General features: G+C 62.1%; 16 protein-coding genes. 10 read left to right on the top strand and 6 right to left on the bottom strand.

Features of this window, described 5'->3' with window-relative positions; genetic code table 11:
* Window positions 1-17: 17 nt before the first annotated feature.
* Entirely contained in the window at window positions 18-908 is an 891-nt protein-coding gene (mutM, locus tag LB541_RS09355; protein WP_140496743.1) for a bifunctional DNA-formamidopyrimidine glycosylase/DNA-(apurinic or apyrimidinic site) lyase, read from the bottom strand.
* Window positions 901-2,142 carry a phosphopentomutase gene (locus LB541_RS09350; RefSeq protein WP_140560884.1) on the bottom strand — a complete coding sequence of 414 codons (1,242 nt, stop codon included), beginning with the start codon at window positions 2,140-2,142 and terminating at the stop codon, window positions 901-903. Before LB541_RS09350 ends, mutM begins: the two co-directional genes overlap by 8 nt.
* A 135-nt stretch (window positions 2,143-2,277) precedes the next feature.
* On the opposite strand from LB541_RS09350, the gene LB541_RS09345 reads away from it, so the two are divergent.
* Window positions 2,278-3,195, top strand: coding sequence for a phosphate/phosphite/phosphonate ABC transporter substrate-binding protein (locus tag LB541_RS09345; RefSeq protein WP_140523896.1), 918 nt, complete (start codon window positions 2,278-2,280; stop codon window positions 3,193-3,195).
* 6 nt (window positions 3,196-3,201) lie between these two features.
* On the opposite strand, the gene LB541_RS09340 is transcribed toward LB541_RS09345, so the two are convergent.
* From LB541_RS09340 to LB541_RS09330, 3 genes are all read right to left on the bottom strand, one after another.
* Complete coding sequence (locus LB541_RS09340) at window positions 3,202-3,822, bottom strand: TadE/TadG family type IV pilus assembly protein (RefSeq protein ID WP_140496736.1); 621 nt, start codon at window positions 3,820-3,822, stop codon at window positions 3,202-3,204.
* 38 nt (window positions 3,823-3,860) lie between these two features.
* On the bottom strand, window positions 3,861-4,442 hold the full coding sequence (locus LB541_RS09335) for a TadE/TadG family type IV pilus assembly protein (RefSeq protein ID WP_140513202.1): 582 nt from the start codon (window positions 4,440-4,442) through the stop codon (window positions 3,861-3,863).
* 127 nt (window positions 4,443-4,569) lie between these two features.
* Window positions 4,570-4,992: a pilus assembly protein N-terminal domain-containing protein gene (locus LB541_RS09330; protein ID WP_140496732.1), complete on the bottom strand. Its 423-nt coding sequence runs from the start codon at window positions 4,990-4,992 to the stop codon at window positions 4,570-4,572.
* Window positions 4,993-5,312: 320 nt separating this feature from the next.
* Here LB541_RS09330 and LB541_RS09325 point away from each other — a divergent pair, with 320 nt between their 5' ends.
* The 9 genes from LB541_RS09325 to LB541_RS09285 all read left to right on the top strand — a co-directional run bounded on the left by LB541_RS09325 (window position 5,313) and on the right by LB541_RS09285 (window position 14,386).
* Window positions 5,313-5,492, top strand: a complete 180-nt coding sequence (locus LB541_RS09325) for a Flp family type IVb pilin (RefSeq protein ID WP_140557607.1) — start codon at window positions 5,313-5,315, stop codon at window positions 5,490-5,492.
* A 161-nt stretch (window positions 5,493-5,653) separates the two neighbouring features.
* A complete protein-coding gene (locus tag LB541_RS09320) occupies window positions 5,654-6,172 on the top strand; it encodes a prepilin peptidase (RefSeq protein ID WP_140513204.1) in 519 nt (172 codons plus the stop codon).
* A gap of 201 nt (window positions 6,173-6,373) precedes the next feature.
* Window positions 6,374-7,186, top strand: a complete 813-nt coding sequence (gene cpaB, locus LB541_RS09315; protein ID WP_140624818.1) for a Flp pilus assembly protein CpaB — start codon at window positions 6,374-6,376, stop codon at window positions 7,184-7,186.
* The gene (locus tag LB541_RS09310) at window positions 7,183-8,703 is read left to right on the top strand and encodes a type II and III secretion system protein family protein (RefSeq protein ID WP_140663946.1); all 1,521 of its coding nucleotides are present in this window, start codon (window positions 7,183-7,185) and stop codon (window positions 8,701-8,703) included. The genes cpaB and LB541_RS09310 overlap by 4 nt, the downstream gene beginning before the upstream one ends.
* 14 nt (window positions 8,704-8,717) lie before the next feature.
* Window positions 8,718-9,455 carry a CpaD family pilus assembly protein gene (locus LB541_RS09305; protein ID WP_224618222.1) on the top strand — a complete coding sequence of 246 codons (738 nt, stop codon included), beginning with the start codon at window positions 8,718-8,720 and terminating at the stop codon, window positions 9,453-9,455.
* Window positions 9,456-9,495: 40 nt separating this feature from the next.
* Complete coding sequence (locus LB541_RS09300) at window positions 9,496-10,779, top strand: CpaE family protein (protein ID WP_224618221.1); 1,284 nt, start codon at window positions 9,496-9,498, stop codon at window positions 10,777-10,779.
* Window positions 10,780-10,808: 29 nt separating this feature from the next.
* Complete coding sequence (locus tag LB541_RS09295; protein WP_140496710.1) at window positions 10,809-12,317, top strand: CpaF family protein; 1,509 nt, start codon at window positions 10,809-10,811, stop codon at window positions 12,315-12,317.
* Window positions 12,318-12,346: 29 nt separating this feature from the next.
* Entirely contained in the window at window positions 12,347-13,360 is a 1,014-nt protein-coding gene (locus LB541_RS09290) for a type II secretion system F family protein (RefSeq protein ID WP_140496708.1), read from the top strand.
* 9 nt (window positions 13,361-13,369) lie between these two features.
* Window positions 13,370-14,386: a type II secretion system F family protein gene (locus tag LB541_RS09285; protein ID WP_140496706.1), complete on the top strand. Its 1,017-nt coding sequence runs from the start codon at window positions 13,370-13,372 to the stop codon at window positions 14,384-14,386.
* Between the two features lie 109 nt (window positions 14,387-14,495).
* Here LB541_RS09285 and LB541_RS09280 read toward each other — a convergent pair whose 3' ends face one another.
* Window positions 14,496-15,290, bottom strand: coding sequence for a tetratricopeptide repeat protein (locus LB541_RS09280; protein ID WP_224618220.1), 795 nt, complete (start codon window positions 15,288-15,290; stop codon window positions 14,496-14,498).
* Window positions 15,291-15,352: the final 62 nt, after the last annotated feature.

Raw genomic sequence — 15,352 nt, 5'->3', positions numbered from 1 at the left:
TTGAAGATCGATCTAACTCACCGCTGACAGGTCCGGCAATAGAAGGTCGAGCGGCCGCTCTGCGTGATGCGCTCGATATGGCCGCCGCAGCCAGGCTTGGAGCAGGGTTCGCCCTCCCGGTCATACACCGCGAAGGAGTGCTGGAAATAGCCCAGCGAACCGTCGGTCTGCATGTAGTCGCGCAGCGACGATCCGCCGGCCGCAATGGCATCTGCGATGACCGAGCGGACCGCCACGGCAAGCCCCCGGCTTTGCTCACCCGCTTTCTTGCCGGCTTTGGCTATCGTGCCCGCCTCGCGCAGCGGCGACAGCCCGGCGCGCCATAGCGCCTCCGAGACATAGATGTTGCCGAGCCCGGCTATCAATCTCTGGTCGAGAAGAGCGGCCTTCAGCGGCGATTTCCGGCCCTTCAGCAGTGAGGCCAGCAGCACTCCGTCAAGCGCATTGCCGGTGGGTTCGACGCCGAGCCCCGCCAGCATCGGATGGGTGTCCGGCGGCCCTTCGCAAAACAGCATGAAGCCGAAGCGACGCGGATCGTTGAAAACCACGCGCGAGCGGGTGCCGTCCCGAGAGGCGACGTCGAAGATGACATGGTCGTGCGTCGAACTCTTCGACCGCTCGTGATGGAACACGCCGGGCATTTCGGCAGCGTCGGCCGTCTCGATGCGAAACGAGCCCGACATGCCGAGATGGCAGATCAGGGCGGGACCGCCTTCGAGATCCATCGTCAGATATTTGGCTCGGCGTCCGAGCGCCGTGATCGTCTTGCCGGTCAGCCGCTCGGCGAATTTTTCGGGGAATGGAAAACGCAGGTCCGGCCGGCGTGCCTCGGCGCGGATGATGCGGGCACCCTCCAGAACCGGCTCCAGCCCGCGCCGGACCGTCTCGACCTCGGGCAATTCAGGCATGGCCGCCCATATCCGGGTAAAAGGAAGTGCCGTAGCGGCCGTGCGCCAACCCGAGATGTTCGGCCACGGTTTCACCAATGTCGCAGAATGTCGTTCTCAGCCCGATGTCGCCGCCCGTCAGACCTGGTCCGATGCCGATCACCGGAATGCGTTCGCGTGTGTGGTCGGTGCCGCGCCAGGTCGGGTCGTTGCCGTGGTCGGCCGTCAGGATCAGCAGATCGCCCTGTCGCAATCTCGCGAATGCTTCCGGCAGTCGCCGGTCGAAGGCCTCGAGCGCGGCGGCATAACCTGCAACATCGCGGCGATGGCCGAACTCGGTGTCGAAATCGACGAAATTGGCGAAGACGAGATCGCCGTCGCGGGCCGCATCCATTGCATCAAGCGCCTGGTCGAACATGGCCATGTTGCCCGCGGCCTTGCGCACTTCCGAAATCCCCCGATGGGCAAAGATGTCGCCGATCTTGCCGACGGCGATGACGCGGCTGCCACGCGCCGTCAGCCGGTCGAGCAATGTCGGCTCGGGTGGCGGCACGGCGTAGTCGTGTCGATTGTAGGTCCGCTCGAAAGTGGCTGCCGTCTCGCCGACGAACGGTCGCGCGATCACCCTTCCGATCCTCAACGGATCAACCAGGCGACGCACCACCTTGCAGAATTCGTAGAGCCGCTCCAGGCCGAAATGGACCTCGTGCGCGGCGACTTGCAGGACTGAGTCCACGGAGGTGTAGCAGATTGGCTTGCCCGTGCGGACGTGCTCCTCACCGAACCGTTCGATGATCTCGGTGCCAGGCGCGTGGCAGTTGCCGAGAATGCCCGGCACCTTGCCTTCGCGGATGATGGCCTCGGTCAGTTCGGAGGGAAAGGCCGGGACCGTGTCGGGAAAGTAGCCCCAGTCGAAACGTACCGGCAGGCCGGCTATCTCCCAATGGCCGGATGGCGTGTCCTTGCCGCTCGAAACCTCCTGGGCGGCACCGTGGAAGGCATTGGCGACGAGATCCGTCCCGAAAGAGGCAAAGCCCAGCCCCGTCGCGGTCTCGGCAGCCTTGCCAAGTCCGAGCGACGCCATGTTGGGAACAAACAACGGTCCCTGGCGAAGTCCTTCACGATCGGCGCGGCCTTCCGCACAGGCCTCGGTGATATGGGCGAAGGTGTTGGCACCGGCATCGCCGTAGCGTTCGGCGTCGGCGGCGCCGCCTATGCCGAAGGAATCCAGGACGAAGAGGAAAGCACGCGCCATGAGAACATTGTTGCCGGTTTGAGCATCCAGACATAGGGTTCCACGGCGGCATTGGCAATTCGGAAACCAAACGGCAACCGCTCGGCGCGATAGTCCGGAACCAATTCACTGACGGATCGCAGGACCGGGTCTCCCATGAAAGCTGCCCTGAAGGCATGCGCCGCTCTCATGATCGCGCAAGGCGCGGTCTGGTCCGGCTCGGCGCGCGCCGACTGGCGTGACGATATCGGCACGTTTCGCATCGGCATCGTCGCCGAACCCGGCGCCGCCAACACCGTTCCAGGCCTGGCGCGGTTGACCGAGGCCTTTACCAACGCGCTGGGCATGAAGGTGGAGTTCGTCGTTGCCCGTGACTATGCCGCGCTGATCGATGCGCAGGCCAATGCCCGCATCGAATATGCCGTCTACTCGGCGACCGCCTATGCAACGGCGTCAAGACGCTGCGAGTGCGTCGAACCGCTCGTGGCTCCGGTCGATTCCGATGGCGCGGTCGGCATCCGCGCCGTGCTGCTGACGAAGGATGGCAAGGTGCCCAGCCTGGCCGCGATGGAAACCCACCGGATCGCCATGCCGCCGGCGGACAGCATTGGTTCTCTTTTGCCATTGGCCGGACTGGCCGCCGAGCACGTCAAGATCGCAGAGGATGCATCGTTTCTGGTTCGCGCCGATTCCGCCTCGGCCGCGGAAGGAATGCTGGTCGATGGCCAGGCCGATGCCTTGTTCGGCTGGGCGACGGCGGCGGCCGACGGCGAGCCAAGACTATCGGGCACGCAGGCAAGGCTCGAAGCCGCCGGGCTTTCGGCGACCGCCCTTCAAGTCGCATGGACGTCGGGTTTGCTGAGATACGGTCCTCACGCGGTGCGTAGCGATCTCGACCCGGAAGCCAAGCGCCGGTTGGCGGTTTTCCTGACCAATCTCAAATCGACGACGCCCGACATCTACGACCTGCTGGAATCGAGGCATTCCGGCGGTTTCGCCACCGTGGTTCCCAAGGATTACGAGATGGCGCACGCCATCGTGCGTCTGGTGTCGGATGGTGGCGTGCGGCGATAGGGGTCGTCAGCAGTCGCCGCAAGGGATCGTCAGGCTTCTGCGCGGACGCAGATAATAGGTCTCGCCCATCGATATGTTGTTGAAGACCGTCGTCAATCCGGCCGTCTGTGAGCTGTCTGCGGACCAGGTGATGATCGGTTTGTAACCAAGTTTGCTTTCGACACGAATGAGAAAGGTGCCTGCGACCCTGAGCGTTGCCGGAACCGTAGTGGTTGCGGGCAGGGCGGTGCCGATACTGTAAGCACCATTGACCACCTTGCGCGACCACACCACGTTCACCCTGGGCGGCGTGTCGGTTGTGACCTGTATTGCCGTGATGGTGATATCCGGCTTCGAGCGATTGTACGGCTGCAAGGTGGAGGTGCCGATCTTCATGATGGCATCCAGATCCGCCTTGACGATGGTCGGCTGCTGCGTGACCAGATCCGCGACCATGCTGCCGATGCGGCTGACCTTCTTGCTGGTCTCGATGGCCTGAGAGGCCTCCATTGTGATGAAATACATGATCAGCAGGATGGGGACGATCAGGGCGAACTCGACCGCCGCGATGCCGCGGCGATCGCGTATGAAACCGACCCACTTCCCCCAGCGTCCTGCAATTCCTGGATGTGCCCCCGCACGCATCATGCCCGTCCCTTTTTCTTGGCTTTGCTTTCGCCGCGAACTCAGTTGTCGAATGGCTCGTTCTGCCAGGTCACCGATGCAAAATGCAGTGTCTTGTTACCGCCCATCGACTGAGCCAGAAGATCGGTCATGACGGGCCATTTGTAGAAGACCCGCAGCATGTTCTTCGATTCTGCCAGGCCCGGCGTGGTCGCGAAGGGCTGCGAGTTGGCGCCTTGCATCAAGATGATCTCGCCATTCTCGATCTTGAAGCTGGCCGTGGCCGCGTCGGCGAACGTGGTATATGCGCGAAGGTCCACGTCCAGCTGATTTGGGCAATCCTGCGAGACGATGATCTTCAGTTTGTCGCAGATCATGGTCTTCAACTTGTCCCCGGCGACGTCGGCCGGTCTCAACTGCCCGGTGCGCAATTTGCGCGCGATGTCGTCGGTGATGTTGGCCATAACTTCCTGGCCGGCAAATGAGATGCAGCTTTCCAGGATGGCGAAGACAAGAACCGCGAACGGCAATGCGAGCAGCGCGAATTCCAGTGCCGTACTGCCGCGGCGGTCGCCGGCGAAGCGTGCGAAAAGCCGTGCCCGTCTTGCCTTGCGGTCGCTTGTCGAGACGAATTCGATGCTCATGCTCTGATCCTGCCCATCCCCAGACGGTCTCGGCAGGTGTACTAGTGCAAACCAGTTGAAGTCCGGTTTGAATGATCGTTAAAGTCGCCGCGGGCGCCTTAACCACCCGCTAACCTGGACCGCGTGCCTACCGGCTGACGCTCATCTCGGCTTCTGAGGATTTTTCGGCTTCGCTCTTGTAGGAGCTTTCGCAATAGGGCGTGCAGGACATGGTCTGAACTTCAGCGCGCCGGTAGATGCGCACCGACGAGGCCGCCTGCCGCACGACGGTGATCTGTTCATCGATGATCGGGCTGCCATCCTGGTCGAGGACGACGAGGTTGGTGACGCCGAAGCCCTTGCCAGTCAGCACGATCGTCGAGGCGTCCTGCACGGACGCGTCGGCGATTGCCGGGTTGCCGACCACGATCGTGTCGGCGGGGCGCGACAGTTTGACGATCTTGGCCTGGTTCATGGTGACCTCGATGCCGGTGTCGGCCCTGGCGGGCATGACAAAGCTCACGGCGGCAAGAAGCACGGCAATCAGGATCGACGATTTCGGCTCGGCCATTGACGCGCTCCAGGCGGGCGGACTGTTCAACGGAACATGAACGAGATTGGTGAACCAACGGTTAAGCAGGCCCGGGCGCCATATGCCGCGATCGTCATACGCGCCGCGGAGCTGTTTCTTTTGCGGCTGCTTGCCTGGGAATTGCGCCTCGGCCGGCGCTTAGCCCATAGTTAACCACGCAATATGTTCCAACCGGGAAAGGAATCGGTAAGGCTGTTTATTAAGTCGATCGAAAGAGCTTCTCCCTAGATTGGCAGCATCCGATCAACCATCACAGAAGTTGACGGAAGTGCTGTAACACGTGGAGTAGGAGCTCTCGAATGTCTAATCTCATTGCACGTTTCGTAAAGGACGAATCCGGCGCGACCGCTATCGAATATGGTCTGATCGCCGCCCTCATCGCGCTCGCCATCATCGTCGGCGCCGGCGCGCTTGGCAACGCCATCAACGCCAAGTTCGAAGCTATCGGAACCTCTCTGAATAAAGTCCCGACGCCCTGAACGACGTCAAGTATATTGAGCGCTCGGATTGCGTTCTGGACAAGGGCCGCCACCTGGCGGCCCTTGTTCTATTCAATGTCTTTTTGCCCTGGGCCTCATCAATCGTTAATCGAACATGCTTAGATTGAGTGCGGCTTAATCCGATAATAGGCATAGCGCCGATGCTTGAAGCCCTGATCTTCGTCGTCTTCCCGTTCTGCATGCTGTTCGCGGCAATCTCCGACATGCTGTCGATGACGATCGCCAATCGCGTGCCGGTGCTGCTCGTCGTCGTCTTCGCACTGGTTGCGCCGCTGACAGGCATGGAATGGGCGGCCTATGGCTGGCATTTCGCCGCCGGCGCGCTGGTTCTTGCCGCAACGTTCGGCCTCTTTGCAATGGGCGGCATGGGCGGCGGTGACGCCAAGCTGCTGGCCGCGACCGCCGTGTGGATGGGACTCAACATCCAGCTCGTCGAGTATCTCGTGGTCTCGACCTTCATAGGCGGCTTGCTGACGCTTGCCATTCTCGTCTACCGGAAGTCGCCGCTTGCGGTTTTTACCGGCCGCAATCCGTTCCTGCGTCACTTCGCGGACGAGACGACCGGGGTTCCCTACGGCATCGCGCTCGGTTTGGGCGGATTGCTGACCTACCCGGATTCGCCCCTGATGGTATGGGCGCTGGCCAGGCTGGCGGCCTGACCTTACCGATCATTCCTTGGCTGTGTTGCGGCTGGCTCCGCGGAGCGGGGCTGGCTGTTTGTCTGTGGCTGCGCAATACAGCTAATTTATGTAAACCTTAAATTAATCACGATCGTAAGCATTACATTAACCTTGTTTTGACGATTGCCGCTGCAAAGTCCGGCCTGGCTAGGTGGTTTGCCAAGGCGAGGGTTCGGACAGATGCCAGCATCCCGATTGATTATTCTGAGCGTGGCGGTCGCCGCGGCGGGTGGTGCTGGCTATGTCGCGAAGAACATGGTCGCCGCGCCGCCACCGCAGATCGTCGAGTCCGGTCCAGCGGCTCCCGCCGTGGCATTGCAGGACGTGCTTGTCCTGTCGGGCGATGTCACCATGGGCAGCCCGCTCGAGAACAACATTGCCTGGCAATCCTGGCCGGCTGACGGCATCAACGCCAATTTCATCACCAAGGCCACTGCTCCCGATGCCCTAGAGAAACTGAAGGCGTCCATAGCCCGTGTGCCAATGTACGCGGGCGAGCCGGTGCGGCGTTCCAAGCTGATCGGCGAGGGGCAAAGCTTCATGTCGTCGATCCTGCCTTCCGGCATGCGGGCGGTCGCCACGACGATATCGGCCGACACCTCTGCCGGCGGCTTCATCCTTCCGAATGATTTCGTCGACGTCATCATGACCCGCCGGGCCGATGCCAACAGCGGCGGCTCCGGCTTCAACACCGAAACCATCCTCAAGAACATCCGCGTCCTGGCGATCGACCAGACCATCCAGGAGGACGAGGAAGGCAAGAAGACCAGGGTAGGCCAGACCGCCACGCTGGAACTGACGCCCAAGCAGGCGGAGATCATCACCGTCGCCCAGCAGATGGCGGATCGCCTGACGCTCGCGCTGCGCGCGATCACGGACACCCAGGAAAAGAATTTGGATGAGGCCGACTATCTCGTTTCCGGCAATGGCCGCAAGGGAACGGTCAGGCTGATCAAGTCGGGCGAAGTTTCCGAAGTGGGGGCAAGGAAATGAGGCTAAGCGGTAAACTGCCGGCGATCATGGCAGCGGCTTTCGGCCTGCTGCTCATTGGGACAAACGTGCAGAGCGTTGTCGAGGCCAAGAGTGCACAGGTTTCGGCTTCGGCGGCCACCCAGCGCGTCAAGCTCGGCCTCAACAAGTCGGTGGTCATCGACCTGCCGAGTGATGCCTACGACATTCTTGTCGCCAATCCGACCGTCGCCGATGCGGTGACCCGCACCGCGAGGCGCATCTACCTGTTCGGCAAGGCGGTTGGCGAGACCAACATCTTTGTGTTCGGGCCGAATGGCGAACAGATCGTCAGCCTCGATCTGGCCGTCGAACGCGACGTCGCGGGCCTGGAGGATTATATCAAGCGCTTCATCCCGACATCGGCCATCAAGGTCGAACTGCTGAACGACAACGTCGTCCTGACAGGAACCGTCGACACGCCGCTGGACGCCAAACGCGCCGTCGACCTGGCGACGATCTTCGTCTCGGGCGGTGAAGCGACGACGGGACAATATTCGCAGACCGCGGCCGGCGGCTCGGCCCAGAGTGGTGTCGACATCAACAATCCGGACCAGGAACGCCGCGTCTCGAAAATCGTCAATCTTTTGCAGATCATCGGCGACGACCAGGTCACGCTCAAGGTGACGGTCGCCGAAGTCAGCCGCTCCGTGATGAAGCAGCTTGGCGTCAACATGGTGGGCAGCGGCGGTAGCAACGGCATCAGCTATGACGCGATGAGCACCCCGGCATACGGGCTTGGGAAACCGCTGTCGCAATTCTCGGGAGCTTCGATCGGCACCTCGGCGCTTCAGGCGTATCTAAACGCAATGGAGCAAGGTGGTGTCATGAAGACGCTGGCGGAGCCGACCCTCACCGCCGTGTCGGGTGAGAAGGCGACATTCAGGGTCGGTGGCGAGTTCAATCTCATCACCAGCCGTACGAACAATGTTTCAGACGAGAACAAGACAGGGCAGGTCACATACACCAACGACAAACTCGAATACGGCATCGGCCTGGAGTTTCAGCCGGTTGTGCTGTCGGCCGGTCGGATCAGCCTCAAGGTCCGGACGTCCGTGTCGGAGCCGACTGCCGAAGGCGCCACCACGCTGGAAGCTGCAGGCAGGTTGCCCGGAACCACGCTGTTGTCTATCCGCAAGCGACTTGCCGACACGACCGTCGAATTGCCGTCAGGTGGTTCTATGATGATCGCCGGCCTCGTCCGCGATGACGTCAGGCAGGCTGTCGCCGGCCTGCCCGGGCTGACAAAGATCCCGGTGCTCGGCACACTGTTCCGAAGCAGAGACTTCGTGCGCAACGAGACCGAACTGGTGATCATCATCACGCCCTATCTGGTGAAACCGGTGGCACGAAACGACCTTGCCAAGCCTGACGACAATTTCAACGCCGCCAGCGATGGCGCCGGTATGTTCCTGGGCCGAGTCAATCGTGTCTACGGCACAATGCAGACGGACAAGCCCAGCGGCCGTTATCACGGCGTCGTCGGCTTCATCTATAAGTGAACGGGGAAGCGGACATGTCTCAGTCAGCATTGCAGGCAAGGACCATCGCCATGACCACGCGCTCCGGCCGTTCGCGAATTCTCCGGCGCGCCATTCCTGCCCTGGCGGTGGCGATGGCGGCATTGCTGGCCGGCTGCGCCCAGCGCGACAGTGTCACCGTCGGCGCCATTCCAGACGACTACCGCACCAACCATCCGATCGTGATCGCCGAGAAGAACCAAAAGATAGACCTACCTGTCGGCGCGGGTGACCGCGGCATGACCGGCTCGCAGCGCGACACGCTCCTGGGTTTCCTCGACGGCTATGACAAGAGTGCTGCCCCGACGCTGACGATCCAGGTTCCGAGCGGCTCGGCCAACGAGGTCGCCGCCGCCGCCGCCGCGCGCGATTTCGCCCGGCTCGCGGTTGCCGCGGGCGTCAAGCGCAGCCGGATCGTGGTCGTCACCTATCAGGCTGCCTCGAGCGAGACATCCGCCCCGATCCGCGTCGCCTACATCGCCGTGAAGGCCCAGACCGATAAATGCGGACGATGGCCAGATGACCTGCTGGAGACGTCTGAGAACAAACACTATGCCGATTTCGGCTGCTCCTATCAAAACAATCTCGCCGCCCAGATGGCCAATCCGGCCGACCTGATCGGGCCGCGCAAGCAGACCACCATCGACGCGGAAAATCGTGGCGCGGTGATCGATGTCTACCGCAGCAGGGGTATTTCGGACGAGTTCCTCGGCAATTCTGAAGTGACGTACTGAGCCGCGCCCTAAGGAAAAGAGAAGTCACGGAAAGATGACCATGAGCAATCTTGCCTATGACACCCCCTTGGACGGCGCTGAGACCTCGTCGCAGGACATCGCCGCGATGCAGGCGCTGCGGCCGGTTCCGCGCATCTCGATCCAGGCATTCTGCGAGACCGAGGGGGTCGCCAATCCGGTCGAGCGCGCCGGCGAGGACCGCCGCATGACCAAGGCCCATCTCAAGGTCCATATGGGCGGCGTCCCCACGGCCATCGAATTCTACCAGTCGGCGCCGACGCCGAACCTGATCCTGCTGGAGTCGCGCAGCGAACCCAAACAGCTGCTGGAACAGCTCGCGCAGCTCTCGGAATATTGCGACCCGTCTTCCAAAGTGGTGGTAATCGGCCACTACAACGATGTCGGCCTCTATCGCGAGCTCATCCGCTCCGGCATTTCCGAATATGTCATCGCGCCGGTGTCGATGGCCGACATCGTCAGCGTCATATCGTCGATCTTTGTCGATCCGGAAGCCGAGCCGCTCGGCCGCTCGATCGCCTTCGTCGGCGCCAAGGGTGGCGTCGGCTCTTCCACCATCGCCCACAACGTGGCTTGGGCGATGTCCTCCCTGTTCAAATCCGAGGTGGTCGTCGCAGACCTCGACCTCGCTTTCGGCACGGCCAACATCAATTTCGACCAGGATCCTGCGCAAGGCATCGCCGAAGCGGTGTTTTCGCCCGAGCGCATCGATGAAGTCTATCTCGACCGGCTGCTGACCCAGTGCGCCGAACACCTTTCGCTGCTCGCCGCGCCCTCGACGCTCGAACGCGTCTATGATTTCGATCCCGACGCCTTTACGCAGCTTGTCGACACCGCGCAGCGCACCGTGCCGCTCCTGGTGCTCGACGTTCCCCATGTCTGGACGGGTTGGACCAAGAACACCCTGATCAAGGCCGATGAAATCGTCATCACGGCGACGCCGGAACTGGCCAATTTGCGCAATACCAAGAATTTGGTCGACATGCTCAAACGGCTTCGTCCCAACGACTCGCCGCCCAAACTCATCATCAATCAGGCCGGCGTGCCCAAACGTCCGGAGATTTCCCCGTCCGATTTCGCCGAGCCGCTCGGCCTGGCCGCGATGGCGATCATCGGCTTTGACCCGCTGCTGTTCGGCAATGCCGCCAACAACGGACGTATGCTTGGTGAAATGGACGCCAAGAACCCGGTTGTCGCCACGATCAACGAAATTGCCCATGTGCTGACCGGTCGCAGCGAAATCCGGGTGAAGAAAAAAGCGGGTCTCGGAAATCTGCTCGGCAAACTTTCGCGCAACAAGAAATGATGCTTCTTCAGTGGAATCGGTAGTCGATCATGTTTGGTAAGAGAGGCAGCGACGACGGCAACCGGTTCAAGCCGGAATTCCGCCAGCCGGCACCGGCGCCGACCGCGCCAGCCGTCGCGGATTCGGCCGATACGGCGGTTCTTGCGAGGCCGGCGGCCGCACCTGCGTCGAGCGCTCCTGTTGCACCGCCGGCCCGCCGCGCGGTCGAGGCGCCGCCGATAGCTCCGGAGCCGAAGCGGGCGGCGCGCGAAAAGAGCGAAACCTATTACGACACCAAGAGCCAGGTCTTCGCCGCCCTGATCGACACGATCGACCTGTCGCAACTCGCCAAGCTCGATCCCGAAAGCGCGCGCGAGGAAATCCGCGACATCGTCAACGACATCATCGCGATCAAGAATTTCGCGATGTCGATCGCCGAACAGGAAGAACTGCTCGAGGATATCTGCAACGACGTGCTTGGCTATGGGCCGCTCGAGCCATTGCTCGCCCGCGACGACATCGCCGACATCATGGTCAACGGCTCCAAGAACGTCTACATCGAAGTCAACGGCAAGGTCGAACAGACCGGCATTCGTTTTCGTGACAACCAGCAGCTTCTCAACATCTGCCAGCGCATCGTCAGCCAGGTCGGCCGCCGCGTCGATGAATCCAGCCCGATCTGCGATGCGCGTCTTCCCGACGGCTCCCGCGTCAACGTCATCGCGCCGCCGCTCGCCATCGACGGCACCGCGCTCACCATCCGCAAATTCAAGAAGGACAAGCTGACGCTCGATCAGTTGGTGAAGTTCGGCGCCATCTCGCCGCAAGGAGCCGAGGTTCTCAAGATCATCGGCCGTGTTCGCTGCAACATCGTCATCTCCGGCGGCACCGGCTCGGGCAAGACGACGCTGCTCAACTGCCTGACCAACTACATCGATCGCGAGGAACGCGTCATCACCTGCGAGGACTCGGCCGAACTGCAACTACAGCAGCCGCATGTTGTCCGTCTGGAAACCCGCCCGCCCAACCTCGAAGGGGAAGGCGAGGTGACGATGCGGGATCTGGTCAAGAACTGCCTGCGCATGCGGCCCGAGCGCATCATCGTCGGCGAAGTGCGCGGACCCGAAGTGTTCGACCTTCTGCAGGCGATGAACACCGGCCATGACGGCTCGATGGGAACGATCCACTCGAACAGCCCGCGCGAATGCCTGAATCGTATCGAATCCATGATCGCAATGGGCGGTTTTTCGCTGCCGCAGAAGACCGTGCGCGAAATCGTCGTCGGCTCCATCGACGTGATTATCCAGGCGGCACGCCTGCGCGACGGATCGCGCCGCATCACTCACATCACCGAGGTGATCGGAATGGAAGGCGACGTCATCATCACGCAGGACATCGTCCTCTACAACATCAAGGGCGAGGACGCGAATGGGCGGCTGCTGGGAGAGCATGTATCGACCGGCATCGGTCGCCCGCATTTCTGGGACCGCGCCCGTTACTATGGCGAGGAGCAGCGCCTCGCAATAGCGCTTGAGGCGATGGAGAAACGCGCTGACTGACGCTGCTGCAGGCGTAAGGGTTCTGGTCGATGTTTGGAATTGACGGCACCGTATTGGCGTTTGTCGTGCTCGCCGGCTTCAGCGCCGGCGCGGTCGCCTATGCATTCCTGTTCACCCGGATCAGCAACGAAAAGCAGGCCGGCAAGCGGCTGGAAACGATCAAGACCGCGGAGACGGATCGCTCCGTCGTCAAGGCCTCGCGCGATCGCGTGGCGGAGGCGGCCAAAAGACGCAAGTCGGTCCAGGATTCCTTGAAGGAACTCGACGAGAAGCAGAAATCCAAGGACAGCGCGGTCAAGAAACCGCCGCTGAAGGCCCAACTGCGCCAAGCCGGCCTGAAGGTTTCCATCGAACGCTTCTACATCTATTCCGCCATTTGCGGCCTAGCCCTGACGATCATCGCCTTTGTGGTGGGGGCGCCGCTTTTTGTTTTGCCTGGTGTGCTGCTGGCCGGTGCGCTGGGCCTTCCGCGCTGGTTCGTCTCATTTCGCCGCGCGCGGCGGGTCAAGGCATTCCTCAACGAATTTCCCAACGCGCTCGACATCATCGTGCGCGCGGTCAAATCCGGCCTGCCGCTGAACGATGCGGTGCGCCTGATCGCCAATGAATCTCCCGAGCCCGTCAAGGCCGAGTTTCGCCGCATCGTCGATTCGCAGCAGATGGGCCTGTCGATCCCGGATGCCACCTTGCGCATGCCCGAAACCATGCCATGCACCGAGGCGAGCTTTTTCGGCATCGTCATTCAGATCCAGTCGCAGGCCGGCGGCAATCTCTCCGAGGCGCTGGGCAATCTTTCGCGCGTGCTTCGCGACCGCAAGAAGATGAAGGCCAAGGTCCAGGCGCTGTCGATGGAAGCCAAGGCGTCCGCCGCCATCATCGGCGCGCTGCCTTTCATCGTCGCGTTTCTCGTCTATCTCTCCAGCCCCAACTACCTGATGCCGCTGTTCACCACGAGCATCGGTAACCTGATCCTGGGGGTTTCGGCCGTCTGGATGTCGATCGGCATCTTCGTGATGCGCAAGATGATGAACTTCGAAGTCTAGGGCCGCGGCATGACCGAACAAGTCGTCAAATCACTGACGGATCCCGGCCTCCTGATCGCGCTGCTGGTCGGCATTGCCGTGTTCGCGACGGTCTTCACCTTGCTGCCGGCATTTGGCGGAAACCAGCTCAAGGCGCGCATGAAGTCGGTCGCGCTGGAACGCGACGAATTGCGCGCCAAGCAGCGCGCGCGGCTTGCAAGCGAGGCGGATCGCCGCCGCAAGGGCCTGCGCGAGGAACAGTCGATCGGCATGCGCAACATCGTCGACCGGCTCGACCTGCGGCGCGCCCTCGCCGACGAGGGTACTTTGCAGAAGCTCAAGGTTGCCGGCTTTCGTGGGCAGAACCCGCTGACGCGATTCCTCTTCTTCCGCCTCGTGCTTCCGTTTGTCGGCTTCGCACTGGGCGTTATCTACATATTCGTGCTCGGAGGACTGCCGCAGCAGCCACTGTTCATCCGGCTGTTCGTCTGCGTCCTCGTTGCCTATGGCGGCTTCTACGCACCGGTCGTCTATGTCAACAACCGCGCCACCAAGCGCAAGCAATCGATCCAGATGGCATGGCCGGACGCGCTTGACCTGATGCTGATCTGCGTCGAGTCTGGCATGTCGGTGGAAGCGGCGTTGCGCAAGGTCGCCGACGAGATCGGCGCCCAATCGGTGGCCCTTGCGGAAGAATTCATCCTGACGAACGCCGAGCTCTCTTATCTGCAGGAGCGCAAGCAGGCCTATGAGAATCTCGCCAGCCGCACCGGCCTGGAATCCGTCAAGTCGGTGTCGCAGGCACTCGTCCAGGCCGAGCGTTACGGCACCCCTGTGGCGCATGCGTTGCGCGTGCTCGCGGGTGAAAGCCGGGACCAACGCATGAACGCTGCCGAGAAGAAGGCCGCCGCCTTGCCGCCCAAGCTCACCGTGCCGATGATCCTGTTTTTCCTGCCGGTGCTGTTCGCCATCATCCTCGGCCCTGCCGGCATCCAGGTCAGCCAGCGCGGCATCTTCGGCCAGGCGCACGAAACCAGCAGCCAGTAGGTGAATCTGACCGATCCAAAGAAAAACTGCGCGGCTGACGCAGCGCGGTTCTCTTATGCAGGGTTCGGTGGCCGCGTGCCGCTCAGTTGGTTGCGGCTTTCGCCTTGTCCTAGTCCTTGAGCTGGCTCCAGGCATTTTGCTGAGCCAGCATCTGCCTGAGATAAGCGACATTGGCCTGCGCCTGTTCGGCTGACAGCTCCTGCGAGGCGATCTTCTCGGCTTCGTCGAAGCGGCCCTGCAGGCCGACGACCAGCGCCAGGTTCTGGCGCACGCGGCTGTCGGCATTCGGCTGCTGTGCGGCCGAGCGCATATAGGTTTCGGCGGTGCGCAGGTCGCCTCCCAGCACATAGGACATGCCAAGGTTGGAAAGCACCGAAGGTTCGTTCGGCTTGAGCTCCAGCGCCTTGCGGTAGAGCTGGCGCGCGTCGTCCTTCTGGCCGAGCTGGTCGAGAATGGCCGCTTCCGCCGACACCAGCCTCCAGTCGGGATATTCCGGCGTCTGCGCCCGGCGCACGGCATCAAGCGCCGCCTCGAACTGGCCGTTGGCGGCCAGCGCCTTGCCGTAGGCGGCAAGCACGTCGCGATCCTTGGGATAGGCGATCGCCAGCTTGCGCATCACGGCAAGCGACTGGTCGGCATCGCCATCCATCTGCAGCGCCGCAGCGAAGTTGGTCGCTATCCGCTTATCGTTGGGATTCCTGGAATAGGACTGGCCAAGCGCTGCCGTCGCATTGTGCAATTCTCCCGCCGACATCGTCTCCAGCGGCTTGCCGCTGGTGCGTCCGATCGAGCCTGTGCTGATCTTGTCGGTTCCGCAGCCGGCAACGCCTGCGGCGAGGGCGAGCATGAAGGCCGTGGTGATGAGCCGCTTTCCGCTGGCGTTCATCGTGCGGTTCGTCGACATCGGCACCCTGGGCCTCCATTCATGCGCGCGGCCATTGCGTGGCCATCTTCCCTCTCGAAGAA

The sequence above is a fragment of the Mesorhizobium sp. BR1-1-15 genome, from assembly GCF_020165475.1.
Lineage (GTDB): Bacteria > Pseudomonadota > Alphaproteobacteria > Rhizobiales > Rhizobiaceae > Mesorhizobium.
The sequence above is the reverse complement of the archived record's forward strand: the minus strand, read 5'-3'. Positions and strand labels throughout refer to the sequence as shown.